Origin of the sequence: Arcobacter venerupis (assembly GCF_013201665.1) — a bacterium.
GTDB classification, from domain to species: Bacteria; Campylobacterota; Campylobacteria; order Campylobacterales; family Arcobacteraceae; genus Aliarcobacter; species Aliarcobacter venerupis.
Window position 1 is genome coordinate 2,413,389 of record NZ_CP053840.1, and the last position, 15,010, is coordinate 2,428,398.

A 15,010-nucleotide genomic window follows, 5' to 3' on the forward strand; every position below is an offset into this window, starting at 1 on the left:
TTTTTATATATCTAAAAATCAAAAAATTATAATGTGTAATTTAACATGTAAGTAGAATTTATTCAGTAGATAATGAAAAATAAGTGCTATAAAAGTTTCAGGGTAATATGAGGTATATTACCCTAATTCGAGATATTTTTTGAGTTTTAAATAATTAGTAATTTTTCCCGCTAACTATATCCATAATTCTTTTTCTCTCATCTGATTTACAATTTAAAATATCTCTTTTACTCTTTGAATCTATAAAACAATTTAACGTAACATCCAACAATCTAACTCTATCTTCTAGATTATCTTGTCTTGCTATATCAATTCTTTCATAGTATTTATTTATTAGTCCATTTTTTTCTTTTTCTAAATCAAGTAATGTGTTTTCATTAGCAAACAAAGAAGAAGTAATAAAAAATAATATTATTTTATATGTCATTGCAAGCCTTTTTTAGGTATTCTATCATCTTTTAGATAATAGAATATTAAAAAATAACTTTTATATGACCTATTTTTCTAATAAATGTTCATACCTCTTATCTGTTAAAAGTTTTAAAAATGCAACTAAAGCATCAACTTTTCTGTCTGTTAACTCTTTTGCTTTTAACTCTTTTAGTGAAATAGTCTCTTTTACTTCTGGTTCATCCCAAACTTTTCCAGTCTCTTGATTTATAGTTCTATTTTTATTGTTATATTTATCATAAAACTCAATTACAGTTCTTAAATCAGTAAATACACCATTATGCATATATGGAGCTGTTACTGCCACATTTCTTAAAGTTGGAACTTTATATTTTCCCCTTTGAGCTTCATCTGTAACAGCTGGATTATTTAAAAGACCTTTATCTAAATCTTTTGCACCATTTTTTGCTCTTAGTGTTTGATTTGCTGGAACTCCAATATTATGAAACTCATAGTTTGTAAATGTTTCACCCTCTTTATCTTCACCTTTTAATACGTGACAAGTTGAACAAGAGTTATTATTATTTGAAAAGAATAATGATTTTCCTAAATCTTCTGTAGGAGTTAAATCATATTCACCTTTTAAATATCTATCATATTTTGAATCAAAAGGAGAGAACTCATCTGTTCTTTCAAATGCACCTATTACTTGAGTTAATGCAGTATAAGCTTTTTCTTCATTTTCTAAAATATCATTTCCAAAAAGATTTTTAAAAGCATTTACATATAATTCATTTTCTTTTATTCTATTTACAACTTCTTTTTTACTTATCATTCCCATTTCATCTGGATTTAAAGGTGGACCTCCAGCTTGGTCTTCAAGAGTTGATGCTCTTCCATCCCAAAACTGTCCACCAATATATTTTTGTTTTTTCTCATCAAAATGAAATGCTGGTGAAAATTTTGCATAAGATGCAGTTGGAGCTTCCCTATCTCCAATTGACTTATTATTATCACCCATTGATGCCATTTTTTTTACACCATTATCTCTGTTATCCACAAAACCACTTTCTGGGTTGTGACATGTTGCACAAGCTTGTGTTCTATTATTTGATAAATTTTTATCAAAAAATAAAATTTGACCTAGCTCCTCTTTTGATAAGGCATCACTTGCACTTAAACTAATACTTGAAAAAGCTATTAACATAGCAACTAATAATTTCGAACTTTTCATTAAATCCCCCTATTTTTTAATAAATTTCTAATTGGTCTAAATATTAAATCTTTTAATGAAAGATAATCTTTCATTTGTTCAGTCCTTAGTCCAAATTTCATAACTTTTACACTATTTGATAAACATAAAGTTCCAAAAACTCTATCCCAAATAGCAATATATCCACCATAGTTTTTGTTAAAATGCTTTTTACTATGATGTATTTGGTGCTGTTTTGGAGACATAAACCATTTTTCTATTAAACTTCCATATGAAAATGGCACATGAGAATGTCTCAAATTTGAGCCAAATATAGAAAATATAAAAAGAAAAACATTAACTCCCAAAACCATATAAATATCTATCATTGCACCAAAAAAATAGATAAAAATTCCCGTAACAAATCCAATACTTAAAGAGTATCTCAATCCAAAAAGAAAATTTTCAACTGGATGAACTCGATAAAATGTAATTGGTGTTAAAACTTTTGCGCTATGATGAACTTTATGGAATTCCCATAAAAATGGAATTGTATGCAAAAATCTATGAAGCCAATATCTCGAAAAGTCACTAACTAAAAAAATACTAACTGTATACATAAAAATAATCATTTCATATGAGAAATAGCTATTTTCAAAATAATCAAACTGCTCGTATAAAAATTTATTTACACTAAAAGCGATAGTTTTTGCACTTAATATAAAAGGTATCAACAGAAAAATATTTATAAAATATGATAAAAAGAAATAGTAATAATCTAACTTTGCACTTGGATGTAACCAAAGTTTTGAAGAAAAAATCACCCTTGTATTTTTTTTACTAACATAAAAATACACCATTGCCAATAATATTGAAGATACTATATAAATCCAAAAGAGTCTTTTATTTGGATTTATTAAATATTCTAGTGCAAAAAAATCGTTCAATTTTTAATCTCCATCAGCATCTAAAATTTTTCCTGTTACACTTAATTGACCAATTAATGATGAATAATAAGCATTATGTAAATCTTTTGCGCTATTAAAAAGTGCTTTTGCATTTGTGAAATCATCTTTTTTAAGTTTTTTTAATTCATCTTGAGTTTGTGCAATGTCATCAATTACCGTTAAAAGTTGAATTGCTGCACCTTTATTCATTGCATATGCAGCAAAGTCATAATATTGATGTTTTTCAACTATTTGTTTATGAGCTTCTAAAATTGCTTCAATTGCATTAAATGAGTTTTGACTTAAAAAATATTCAGCTCTTTCATTTTTTGGATCATTTTTAAATTTACCAGCAAATCCACTTGGATTACCAATTCTCCACTCTTTTAATCTATATGAACTAGCAATCAATGTATTAATTACTAAAGAGTTTTCCCATTTTTCATCTTTTGCAGGAGCTGTTAAATATGTTTTATAAACTCCTTTTATTCCCTCTAAATAAGAAATCATTGAATCTAAAATAACAACACTTAAATCTTTTTCTCTTTGTGAAATATCATTATCATTAAATAAAACATATTCTAAAGCATTTATAGTTTTAAATGAATTTTTAAATAAAGCAATCTTTGCCTCATCTTTTGATTCAATAACCCTTTGCATTTGAACACTTAAATCCTCTTTTAGATTATTAAAAATATCCATATATCTTGGTGTATCAGCATAATTCTCATCTAAATCACCAGCAATATAAAAAGCCTCAACCTTTTTCCAATCCGTTAAAAAATTTGTAAAATTTTGTGCATTTACATCTTTTTGTAAAATTTTTGCGTCTTTTATTGCTGTCTCAACATTTGGAATTGATACATTTTTTATTATATTAACAAGTACTCTTTCATTGGCAAAAACAACACTTGAAAATAACAACACTAAAAACAACACTCTTTTCATTATAACTCCTGTAAAAATTTAAGTAATTTATCTCTTTGTTCTTTTGGCAGATTCATAAAATTTTCTTTACTTTGAATTGCTTCTCCACCATGCCATAAAATCGCTTCTTGAAAACTTCTAGCTCTTCCATCATGTAAAAGTCTAGGTTTTTGTTTATTTATTTTTTCATGTAATGCTAATCCCCATAAAGGAGCAGTTCTCCACTCATTTTTGTCTGCTTTAAATTCAACTCTTCCATCACTTAAATCTTCACCCATATCGTGAAGTAAAAAATCAGAATAAGGGAAAACTTTAAAACCTTCTTTTGTTTCAAAACTACTAATATGACACTTTGCACATGAGATTTGTTCAAAAATTTCTAAGCCTTCTTTATACTCTTTTGTAATTTTTGGAGCATAAGCTTTTATATGTTTTAAATAGTATGTAATTGCATCAAGTCTTTCATCAGGTATATCAATTGCATCTTTGGCTTTTGGTGCTTCATTACAAGCTTTTTGAGTTGGAGTACAATTATCATCTGGGAATATTGATGTAGTTAATCCCATATCATTATTTGCAGCACCTGCAACTTGCTCTTTTAAAGAATAAACACTTGCTTTCCAAGTATATTTTCCTAATTCATCTTTTTTTGTAATATTAGAATATACCCAATTTGCTTTGCCTGATATTCCATCACCATTGGCATCATTTATATCTTCATTTTTTAAAATATCTTCATTTGAAATTAAGTTAATTAAACCCATACCATTTAACGTTGGAGCTAATCTATATGAAACATTTCCATTATCTAAAGTTCCATAATTTAAATTTGCCAAAGAGTATTTTGGTTTTAATAAAATTTGTTTTTCTCCATCTGGAAATAAAACTTCTTTTTCTTCAAAATCTATTTTAATATTACCTTCAAAATCTACTCCATAAATTCCATTTATTGATAATTGATTTCCATAAATGCTATGTGGAACAAAACCTTTATATTTCAATAATTCTTGATCTTGGTTGGAATTTGTTGCTTCTACAGATAATCTAGCAACTAACGATCTTGAAACAAAACCATCTTTATTAAATAGTGTACCTTTCCCATTTCCTGGATGGCAACTAATACAGGTATTTGCATTAAAAAGTGGGCCCAAACCATCTCTTGCAGTTGTAATAGCTGGTGCTTCAACCCAAGGAATTGAAAAAAAACTTCTTCCTAACATAAATTTGTCATATTCATCATTATTTAAATTATCAATAGGTTTTAGAAGTATTGAATTACTTTTATCATTTGATAAAAATTTACTACTACTATCAACGGCAAAAAGCCCTGTAGCAAATATTGCTACAAGGCTTTTTAATAAAATAACTTTTTTTAACAAATTATAGTTTTGTTTCTTCTGGATCTGTAACATCATCTGTACTTAAACTAATTTTATTAGCAGCTGCAACATTTACCATTTCATCACCTAGTTTTCTCAACTCATTTTTAAGTTTTACAATAACTTTAGATTGAGAACTTTCTGGTCTGATTTGATAATCGAAGTGCTCTTTAGTTTTTGCAACTTCATCAATACTATTAATTTTTTCTTCAATAGATTTCATTAAATTTGTAATTCTAGTTTTTGTTTTAGCATCAACAGCATCTAATAAAGAAGGACCATATTTTTTACCTTTATATGTTGCTGTTAATATATTTTTAAATCCTATATAATTATTTAAGATATCTCTATGTGTATTATCAGAAAAACAAGAGTGTTCATCTTCTTCACTTGGAGTTAAAACAGCAACTGCAATTCTTTCATTTGCTAATTCAGATTTAACAAAAACACCCATTCCTGCAATGATTTGTTTTAAAGCTTGTGCTGATTCGATATTTTTAGAAGCATTATCTCCTTTTAATTTACCTTTTAATGCAGCTTGATATAAACCTTTTGTTCCATCTATATTTTTTTCCCAAGCTGATTTTATAGTTTCTAAATCACTAACTAATTTTTCAGCTGATGCTTGTAAATATGCTAATCTTCTATCTGCATTTTTTTCAGTTGTAAAATCTTTTAAAGTTCTAAGTCCAGCTGTCATTGCACCAGGAGTTACACTATCTTTTAGGAAATTAGAGTAATCTTGATCTTGTCCCCATAATAAGAATTCAATAGCATGATAACCAGTTGCAACATTTGCCTCTCCACCATTTTCATTTAACTCTGTGATTGCATCAACAGTAATTTTACTTACATCAACTTCTTTTGATTCTTCTCCACCTGGATTAAATTTTCCAACTGTGTCAATAATATTTCCAGAAGTTAATTTTCCATCTGCGTCAATTGTATAGTCAATCATATTTTCATCAAGTGGCCAAGCATTGATTTGTCCTTCAGGTGCACCATAAGCTTCAGCTATCCAACCATCTTCAGAATCAATTGGACCATTAGAAAGTCTAAAAGCTTCTGTTTGCCCATAAGATTCTCTTGAATTTAACCAAGCTTTTTTTGCTTTATCTATATTTTCTTGAGTTGGATTTTTTGCAAATGCATCTATTGCAGTTTTTAAAGCAATTGCGTCATTTACAGCATCAGTATAATTTGCTAACGCAATATCTGAATACGCATCTAAAAACGAACTATTTTTTGTCATTTCTTTCTTTTGAACTCCATTTTCAGAAGCAGCACAACTTGTTAATGCAACAGCAGTAACAACAGATAGAGAAACTAGTACTTTTTTACTAAAATCTAACATTTAATTCCTTTTTTTTAATCTTAATATTAATTATCATTAATGAATTAAAGCTAAATAAAACTTTTATTTATCTTAAATTGATAATAATTATCATAACAATTTAGCAATTAATATTATTTTCAGTATATTAAATTTAAATGAGTATAAAGTTAAAGGATATTAGGGATAAAAATTATGTATTTTTAAGTTTGCTAGTAATAATAAAATAGAGTTTAATACTCTATTTTATTAAAAATTTTAAATTTTCAATAAGTTTTTTGGCTTTGTCATCTTCACTGTTTCCACCTAAAACCTTGTTTAACTTCTCTTCAATTTTATCTTTCTTTTTTTCAAGTTGTTTATTTATCTCTTCTTTTATTAAATCTTTTGTATTAAAAGAGATTTTAGGATGTGAAGTTTCTCCATTTACACCAACAACAAAAGTTTTATCTTTTATTGTTGCATTAATTTTCGCATCTATTTGTTTTTGTTCTAAATCTAAAATAGAGTCTTTTATATCAATTTGAGTATTTACACTTTTCATAAGTAAATCAGATGTTAGTACTTTATCGTTAATTTGACTGTTTATATCAAAAGTTTCATACACTTCTTTTGTTAAATCAAATTTTGCTAATTTATCAAGTATCATAGAAAAGTCATTTGGTAAAAAATGCCCATTAAGTAAATTTCCTTTTAACTCACCTTTTTTTACCAATAAGTCATAATCTAATACAAAAGTTCCTTTTGAATCAAAGATTTTTGGATAAGCTAACATATTTAATAACTCTTGAATATCTACATTTTTTAAATTTGCGTTTAATTTATTATTATTTAAATTAAAGTCTAAATTTCCACCTAAAGTATTAGATTTTCCATTTAACAAAAAAATATCATTTTTATTTGAGATATTTCCATTTATATCCATTTTACCTCTTAAATTAATTTTTAAAAAGTTTTTCATTTTTTCTAAAGATGGAAGATTCAATAAATAATCACTATCAAAAGATTTATCACCAAAGTCATACACACTTTTTTGTGTTGTTAAATTACCAAGTGTAGTTTGTAAAGTTGCTTTTGATACAGCTTGATTTGGTACTAAATTTGTATTAACATTTAAATCAAAATTTACTTTTTCTTGTAGGTTTTCTTTAAATACAGTGTTTGCAACTTCATTTACAATTGATGCATTAGTTATTTTTGAACTAATTGTTCCATCTAATTTATCTAAGTTTGCATTTTTTATATCACCTTGAATATTTAAATCACCTAATGCATAAATTGGTTCATTTAACATTTGTAATAACTTTTCTAATTTAGCATTTTCAATAGAAAATTCAAAAGATGATGGTTTAAAATCTTTTAATTTAGTATCAAACTTTGTTGTACTTTCAAAAATATTAGAAGTTCCATCAATTTCTACAATATCATCAGCTGATTTTATATTTCCATTTGTAGAAAACTCACCATTTAATTTTTTAGAAAATAGTCCTTCTAATTTACTTAAGTTTTTAACATCAATTTTATAATCAGATTCTATTTTGTTTGATAATAAATCAATTGAAGTTTTATTCACAAAAATATCAGCAATTGAGCTAATCAGGTCGGTTTTAATTTCTGCTTTGTTTGGATATAAAAGTGCATTTATATCACTATGAAAACTAATTGGCGATGTAAATGTTTGGTTAAACTCTTTATTTATAACTTCATTATTGATTTTTGCATTTATAATTTTTAATACAATCATTCCATCTAAATTTGAAATATTGGCATCTTTAATATCAGCTAAAATATTTAAATCACCTTTAGCATATTTTGGTTTATTTAATAAAACCAATAAATCTTCAATTTTTGCATTTTTTATTTGTACATTTATATTTCGTGCTTCAAATTGTTCTAAATTAAAATAGTATTTAGTTTGACTTTGTGCAATATCTGAAATACCTTGAATTATGGCTTCTTTTTCATTTCCAATAAAAATCCCATTTGTAGAGAATGGTCCTTTAAACTCTAATTTTGTTAAATTTTTAAGAGTTGATAATTCATTGATTTTTATATCATATTTTAAATCAACACTCTTTTTTAAAATAGATAAATCCCCTGAAATATTAATTTTTGAATTATCATTTATCCATGCATCAAAATTTAGATAATTTAAAGTTAATGTAAAATCATTTACTTTTAACTTAACATCTTTTTGGTCTAAATTAACTTTTCTTTCAATATATGATGAAACAATATTGTTTCCAAATTTTGTAAATAACAACCCATAAATTGAACCTAATATAAGAATAATTATAAGAGTAAGTAATAAAAATATTTTTTTCATTCGTAACCTTTTTTTGATAAATGAGACGATTATATCAAACAATGGTAAATAAAAAGAAAATAGATTTTTTTAGCTTTATTTTATTTTTTTTTGTATATAATCACGAACTCAAAGTGTTAAGTAGGGATACGCAAGCCGAACAGACTTTGGAAATAATAAAATATAAGGAATCTAGAATGAAAAAAATCGTTCTTTTAATGTTAGCTATCGCTGCTGTTGCATTCGCTGCTGATGCTGAAGTTGCTAACCAAACTTTAAAAGCTTACTCTGTAGTAGCTGCTGGAATTGGATTAGGTCTTGCTGCACTTGGTGGTGCTATTGGTATGGGTAATACTGCTGCTGCAACTATTGCTGGTACTGCTAGAAACCCAGGTTTAGGTGGAAAATTAATGACAACTATGTTCATTGCATTAGCGATGATCGAAGCTCAAGTTATTTATGCACTTGTTGTTGCAATGATTGCATTATATGCAAATCCATTTTTAGGATAATCTTTAAATCTACAGATTTAATAACTTCCAAGGGTCAAAAAGTTTATCTTTTTGACCCTTTTTTTTATTCAAAATGACACCTTAATGACACTATTTAGTTGTACAATAGTCTTTTAAACTATAAAAAGGCACAAAATTGAAAAATAGTACAATTAAAAATAAACTTCTTATGCTAACCCTTTTTAGCATATCTATTTCCTTTATTATCTTAGGTTTTTATAATGCCTATAACAACTATACTTCAGAGTATAATTTAATCAAACAAAAAGAGTTAGATTTAGCAAAAGAGACTTCAAAGTCTATTAATAACTACCTTCAATCAAAAATTGATATTGTTGAAGCAGTAGCGAATGAAGTATCAGCATTAACACTTGATGTAAAAAACAAAGAAATAGTTGATAAATTACGTCTAGGTAATTTATCAGGTAAATTTTCAGGATTGTACTTAGGAATAGCAGAAAATGGTAATTTTTTACAATTTGATGCAAGTTTTAGAACACCACAAACCCATGATTATGACTCAAGAGCTAGACCTTGGTTCAAAAAAGCAGTTGAATTAGATGGAGCTGGAGTTAGTGAACCATATATTGACTTTAGTACAAAAAAACTAGTTATCTCAGTATCAGCACCAGTAAAAAAAGATGGCAAAATTATTGGCGTTATTGGTTCAGACATTCAACTTGATACTGTTGTAAATACAGTTTTAAATGTTAATCTTGGAGAAGAAGGTTTTGCTTATCTTATAGATAATCAAGGTAAAACACTAATTCATAAAGATGCTAAACTATTCAACACTCAAAATAAAATTTATGAACAAATTAAAAGTGATGATAAATTACATTTCGATGAAGCTTTAGATGAAAGTAGTCCTCAACTAATCGCTTATAGTTCAGTTCCTATTACAAACTGGAAATTAGTAATTCAATTAGATAAAAAAGCTATCTCAAACAAAATAAACGCTAATTTAATAAAAGATATTATTTTATATATTGTTTTATTAATTATCATTTTAGCTATTTTATTTTTTGCATTAGTTAAAATTCTAGCACCATTGAAAACTCTTGAAGATGGATTAAATTTCTTCTTTAGATATTTAAAAGGTGAAGAAAAAAGTATTAATAAACTTAACATTAAAACAAATGATGAGTTTGGAAATATGGCTGTTGAAATAGATAAACAAATGGAATTAATTTCTCATAATTTAAATGAAGATAAAAAATTAATTGAAGAAGTTAAAAATGTTGTAAATAGAGTTAAAGAAGGACGTTTGGACTTACAAATCAAAAATGAAACTTCTAACTTATCATTAAATGAATTAAAAAATATGTTAAATGATATGATTACTACAATCAAAGGTAATGTAAATGAAGATATTAACATTATATTATCTTCACTTGAACAATATTCAAAATTAAATTTCGTTAACAATATTTCAAATCCAAGTGGAAATGTGGCAATTGGATTAAATAATCTATCAAATATTATTAATCAAATGCTTCATGAAAATAAAACAAATGGTTTAACACTAGATGAAAGCTCAAAGGTTTTATTAGAAAATGTTGATATATTAAATAAATCATCAAATGAAACAGCTGTTTCGTTAGAAGAAACTGCTGCTGCTCTTGAAGAAATTACAAGTACAGTTATTAATAATACTGAAAGAATTGCTACAATGGCTAATCACTCAAAAGTATTATCTACTTCTATTGAAGAGGGTCAAAAACTAGCAAACATAACAGTTGAATCAATGGATTCAATTAATGAGCAAACAAAAGCGATTGCCGATGCTATTACTATTATTGACCAAATTGCATTCCAAACAAATATTCTTTCTTTAAATGCAGCCGTTGAAGCAGCAACAGCTGGAGAAGCTGGACGTGGATTTGCAGTTGTTGCAGCAGAAGTGAGAAACCTAGCGTCAAGAAGTGCAGAAGCAGCTAAAGAGATAAAAGAACTTGTTGAAAATGCTACAAGTAAAACAAACAGCGGTAAAAAAATTGCTGATGATATGATTAATGGATATGTAAAATTAAAAGAAAATATCAGTAAAACTACTCAAGTTATAAATGACATTTCAATTTCATCTCGTGAACAAAGAACAAGTATTGAGCAAATAAATGATGTTGTTAATAGATTAGATAGACAAACACAAAATAATGCTTCAGTTGCTACACAAACCCATGATATTGCAATAAATACATCAAATATTGCAAAAAGAATTTTAGAAACTGTAAATGAAAAAGAGTTTAGAAATAAATAGAATTTATCTATTATTTCTAAACAAGCTATCATAATACTTAAACTTATATGAAGTATTATGATAGTAACATTCCAACCTTATTTTTAAAACTTAAATTTAAGAAGTGCGGTTATGGTGGAACGGTAGACACGCTACCTTGAGGTGGTAGTGCCCTACGGGTGTGCGAGTTCAAATCTCGCTAACCGCACCACTTTTTATTTCAAACAAACTTTCTTCTTCATATATATTATTTAGTAATATTTATTTTTACACCTGTACTATGAAAAGTCTCTATAAATTTATGTTCTAACTTAGTTCTTAATCTATATAATAAAGTTCTAAAAGCACCTTTTGATACCAATTCATCTTGCCAAACATAATTCTCAAGCACATTAAATGGCACAATATTGCCTTTTGCTTCTATTAAAATTTTTAGTAGAATTACTTCTTTTTGTGTAAGTTTAATCTTTTCTTCTTTATAATAAAGTTCATCAGAATTTCTATCAAAATAATAATCTTCATCAAACAATATAATATTTTCAGAAACATAGTTTAGTTTTTTATACTTATTTTCTTTTTTATAAATTGCCAAATAAAGAGTTGTTTTTAACTCTTCAAAACTATAAGGTTTTAAAAGATACCCAACAGGATTTGTTAAAGAAGCTCTTTTTAGAGTTTCATTATCGTTAAAAGCTGTTAAATACAAAATATCCACAGCTGGTTTAACTTTTTTTATATCAGTTGCAGTTTCAATACCATCTCTACTATTATTTAAATTTATATCCATAATTATAATGTCTGGTTCATCTTCTAAAACAAAAGCTATTGCATCATAATAATTTGTTACACTATTTGTAATATTAAACCCTAACTTGATAAGAGATTTTTTTATTTCCAATGCAACAATTGTTTCATCTTCAACTATCATTATCTTAATTTTATCCATTATCTCTCCATGAAATAATCACATTTGTGCCATTTTTAGCTTCAATAATAAATGAACCTTTTAATTGTTCTTTTGCTAAAGTTTGAACTAAAACTAATCCTAATGAATCACTTGATTTAGCGTTATCAAAACCTTTTCCATTATCTTTAACATTTAATTCAATTAAAGAATCAGTCTGAGTTAATGAAATATGAACTGTTCCTTCTTGAGAATTAAAAGCATGTTTAAAGCAGTTTGTAATAAGTTCATTTAAAATCAAACCACAATAAATTGCTTTATCTATTTTAAGATTTGTTTTTATGTCATAAATTATTTTAATATTTTTTTCATAACTATATTGTAACTCTTCAATTAATATTTTAAAATATTCATTTGTATCAATTGTTGTTACACTATTTTGTCCATGTAAAAGTTCATGTAAATGGCTCATAGCTTTTATTCTATTTTGAACAGTTAAGAATATATCTTGTATTTTTTCATCTTCAATATCAATGCACTGCAATCTAATCAAAGAGATAATTGTTTGCATATTATTTTTAACCCTATGATTTAACTCTTTTAATAACAACTCTTTTTCTTCTAGAGCGAAGGTTAAGTCTTTTGTTTTTTCATTTACAATTATTTGTAATCTTTGCTTTTCATTTTTTTGTTGAATCAAAAATTTATTTGCAATAAAATCTTTTTGTTTTTGTAATTGTTTGATTTTATCTGTGAGAGCAATTGAAAAGATTATTGCTTCTAAAACTAAAGATATTTCTACATAATATGGGAAAATCTTATATCCATTAAATAACCCTAAACTTGTTAAATACATATACATTCCAGCAGATATAAAAATACACCAACCAAACAATATAAAATAAGCCTGTCTATTCTTTTTGAATGTGGCATAAATAGTAATAATAAACAAAAGTATGAGTAATACAACAGAAAAGATATTACGATATTTATTAAAATCATTCGTGATAAGAAAAATTGAAATCATGAAAGGAAAAAGATAAAGATATATTTTAAGTATTCTATCAAATCTTGGATATTTTGCTGTATCTAAAAATGACCTTGTAAATAAACCCAATGCAAAGGCTGGAATTCCAACGATTACAGAGGAATAGCCAATTACTATTTCAATTATTTTAGCATTAGGAATATACAAATAACCTACTCCCACATATAATAAGTGATGAAAGATGATACCAACAATATAAAATACATAAAATAAATAATTTTTATCTTTTGTGAAAAAGTAAATAAACAAATTATACATAGCAAGAATCGCCATTGCGCCAAAAAAGAAATTTAAAATAGATTGATGCAAAATCTCATTTTGATAAAAAGGCTCTAATTCCCAAAGGTTTAAATTTATTATCAAAGTTGTAATAGATGAATTTATTTTAAAATAATAAGTTTTTGTTTCATAAGGTTGTATTTTGATTCTAAAGATTGGATTTAAAGATTTTCTATTTTCACTTATATTAAATAAACCCTCTTTTTTTATTAAACCTTCAGAAGAATCATAAAGTTCAATATTTGTTGTTAAAGGATTTGAATATTCTAAAATTTTATGTAGAGTACTATTTTCCAAGTTCGAAAGTGTGATTTTTATCCAAACATTAAACTTTGGTGAATATCCATAACTTAATGATTGTTCACTGTTTTTAGTGAATTCTTTACTCTTAATTTGTTCAAAATTCAACTGTTGTGAATAATCAATATAAATATCAGATTTATCTAATATATTATATTTTTGGACATTTGATGAAATCTCAAAAGCATTTGAATATACAAAAAAGACAAAAAGAAGCACCAACACTCTGAGTATACTCAAAAAAATTCCTGATAATTACTTGATATTTAAAAGTAGATTGTATTTTAATTATGCTTATTTTTTGTATTAATAATTCTGAATTAATTTTTTTAGTATTAAGATATATTTTATGTGACATGAAATGTGACACTTTTTTGCAATATTGTTCCTTAAATTTATAAAAAAGGACCAATATGGTACACATCAATCGAAATCTTTCTTTAAATACTTTACAAGAGTTAGTTGAAAGAACTATGTTAAATAATTTGAATTATTTTCCAGACAACTCTTATCAAGAACAACAAAAAGCTTTGGATATTTTTAAAAAAAAATTATTTTAGAAGAAATTATTGAAGAAAATATTCAATTTTCTAAAAGATTATCTTGGGATAATCAAAATCAAAATATCCACTTAGCCACAACCGCAGAAGAAATAATAGAAGTTTATAAGTTAAGAAGTGATGTTTATTGTAGATTGAATTATAATAGAGAATTTCCAGATTTAATAGATGGACTAAACTTTGATAACTATGATGAAAATGCAGCAATTTTATATACTAAATCGAATAAACAAATCTCAGGAACGTGCCGATTAATTTTTGATTCATCCAAAAGATTCCCAATCGAAGAAAAAACTTCTCTTTCTAATCTAAGAGAAGACTACAAAAAAATCCTAGAAGTTTCAAGATTAATCATAAAACATGAACAAAATGGATTAAATCTTGACTTTAAAAATCTCACAAAAGGAACCTACCTCATCCTTTCACAAAATGAAATGGATTTAGCAGTATCCGTTATAAAAAATGAGCATTTCAAACTTTACTCAAAATTTGGTGGTTTTGAAATCGAACAAGAGGTCAAAAGTTATGGTGAATTAAACTCAAATTTTATAATCACCTCATGGAAATATAAAGAGGTTTCTAATTTCTTTAAAAAAGCTTTTTTGTCGTAAGATTATCTGAAATTATTTAAGATAAATAAGCTAAAAGTTAGTACTGGTGTACTAACTTTTAGTAATGTTGGAGGATTCATAATT

Annotated in this window: 13 protein-coding genes and 1 tRNA gene; 5 read left to right on the plus strand and 9 right to left on the minus strand. The window is 26.1% G+C overall.

Translation table 11 applies throughout. The features are described 5' to 3' along the window. Positions 1–154: 154 nt before the first annotated feature. The 7 genes from AVENP_RS11940 to AVENP_RS11970 form a co-directional block, all read right to left on the minus strand. Positions 155–427 carry a hypothetical protein gene (locus AVENP_RS11940; RefSeq protein ID WP_128359118.1) on the minus strand — a complete coding sequence of 91 codons (273 nt, stop codon included), beginning with the start codon at positions 425–427 and terminating at the stop codon, positions 155–157. Positions 428–496: 69 nt separating this feature from the next. Beyond that, the gene (locus AVENP_RS11945) at positions 497–1,624 is read right to left on the minus strand and encodes a cytochrome-c peroxidase (protein WP_128359119.1); all 1,128 of its coding nucleotides are present in this window, start codon (positions 1,622–1,624) and stop codon (positions 497–499) included. Further along, a complete protein-coding gene (locus AVENP_RS11950; protein WP_128359120.1) occupies positions 1,624–2,529 on the minus strand; it encodes a sterol desaturase family protein in 906 nt (301 codons plus the stop codon). The genes AVENP_RS11945 and AVENP_RS11950 overlap by 1 nt, the downstream gene beginning before the upstream one ends. A 3-nt stretch (positions 2,530–2,532) precedes the next feature. Next, entirely contained in the window at positions 2,533–3,477 is a 945-nt protein-coding gene (locus tag AVENP_RS11955; RefSeq protein ID WP_228201879.1) for an imelysin family protein, read from the minus strand. After that, the gene (locus tag AVENP_RS11960) at positions 3,477–4,835 is read right to left on the minus strand and encodes a di-heme oxidoredictase family protein (protein ID WP_228201880.1); all 1,359 of its coding nucleotides are present in this window, start codon (positions 4,833–4,835) and stop codon (positions 3,477–3,479) included. Before AVENP_RS11960 ends, AVENP_RS11955 begins: the two co-directional genes overlap by 1 nt. A gap of 1 nt (position 4,836) precedes the next feature. Next, positions 4,837–6,189 carry an imelysin family protein gene (locus AVENP_RS11965; protein WP_128359123.1) on the minus strand — a complete coding sequence of 451 codons (1,353 nt, stop codon included), beginning with the start codon at positions 6,187–6,189 and terminating at the stop codon, positions 4,837–4,839. 220 nt (positions 6,190–6,409) lie between these two features. Further along, positions 6,410–8,494 carry a hypothetical protein gene (locus AVENP_RS11970; protein ID WP_128359124.1) on the minus strand — a complete coding sequence of 695 codons (2,085 nt, stop codon included), beginning with the start codon at positions 8,492–8,494 and terminating at the stop codon, positions 6,410–6,412. A gap of 176 nt (positions 8,495–8,670) precedes the next feature. Here AVENP_RS11970 and AVENP_RS11975 point away from each other — a divergent pair, with 176 nt between their 5' ends. The 3 genes from AVENP_RS11975 to AVENP_RS11985 all read left to right on the plus strand — a co-directional run bounded on the left by AVENP_RS11975 (position 8,671) and on the right by AVENP_RS11985 (position 11,435). Further along, on the plus strand, positions 8,671–8,985 hold the full coding sequence (locus tag AVENP_RS11975; RefSeq protein ID WP_128359125.1) for a F0F1 ATP synthase subunit C: 315 nt from the start codon (positions 8,671–8,673) through the stop codon (positions 8,983–8,985). 136 nt (positions 8,986–9,121) lie between these two features. Then, on the plus strand, positions 9,122–11,245 hold the full coding sequence (locus AVENP_RS11980) for a methyl-accepting chemotaxis protein (protein ID WP_128359126.1): 2,124 nt from the start codon (positions 9,122–9,124) through the stop codon (positions 11,243–11,245). 105 nt (positions 11,246–11,350) lie between these two features. After that, positions 11,351–11,435 (plus strand) — tRNA-Leu (locus AVENP_RS11985). A gap of 36 nt (positions 11,436–11,471) precedes the next feature. Here AVENP_RS11985 and AVENP_RS11990 read toward each other — a convergent pair. Together AVENP_RS11990 and AVENP_RS11995 are read right to left on the minus strand one after the other, a co-directional pair. Continuing rightward, entirely contained in the window at positions 11,472–12,170 is a 699-nt protein-coding gene (locus tag AVENP_RS11990) for a response regulator (protein ID WP_128359127.1), read from the minus strand. Continuing rightward, a complete protein-coding gene (locus tag AVENP_RS11995; RefSeq protein ID WP_172664304.1) occupies positions 12,163–13,995 on the minus strand; it encodes a 7TM diverse intracellular signaling domain-containing protein in 1,833 nt (610 codons plus the stop codon). Before AVENP_RS11995 ends, AVENP_RS11990 begins: the two co-directional genes overlap by 8 nt. Positions 13,996–14,168: 173 nt before the next feature. On the opposite strand from AVENP_RS11995, the gene AVENP_RS12000 reads away from it, so the two are divergent. Together AVENP_RS12000 and AVENP_RS12005 are read left to right on the plus strand one after the other, a co-directional pair. Then, positions 14,169–14,315 (plus strand): hypothetical protein, encoded by a 147-nt coding sequence (locus AVENP_RS12000; protein WP_153802241.1) that lies wholly within the window; start codon positions 14,169–14,171, stop codon positions 14,313–14,315. A 95-nt stretch (positions 14,316–14,410) separates the two neighbouring features. After that, positions 14,411–14,926, plus strand: a complete 516-nt coding sequence (locus tag AVENP_RS12005) for an N-acyl amino acid synthase FeeM domain-containing protein (RefSeq protein WP_228201881.1) — start codon at positions 14,411–14,413, stop codon at positions 14,924–14,926. Positions 14,927–15,010: the final 84 nt, after the last annotated feature.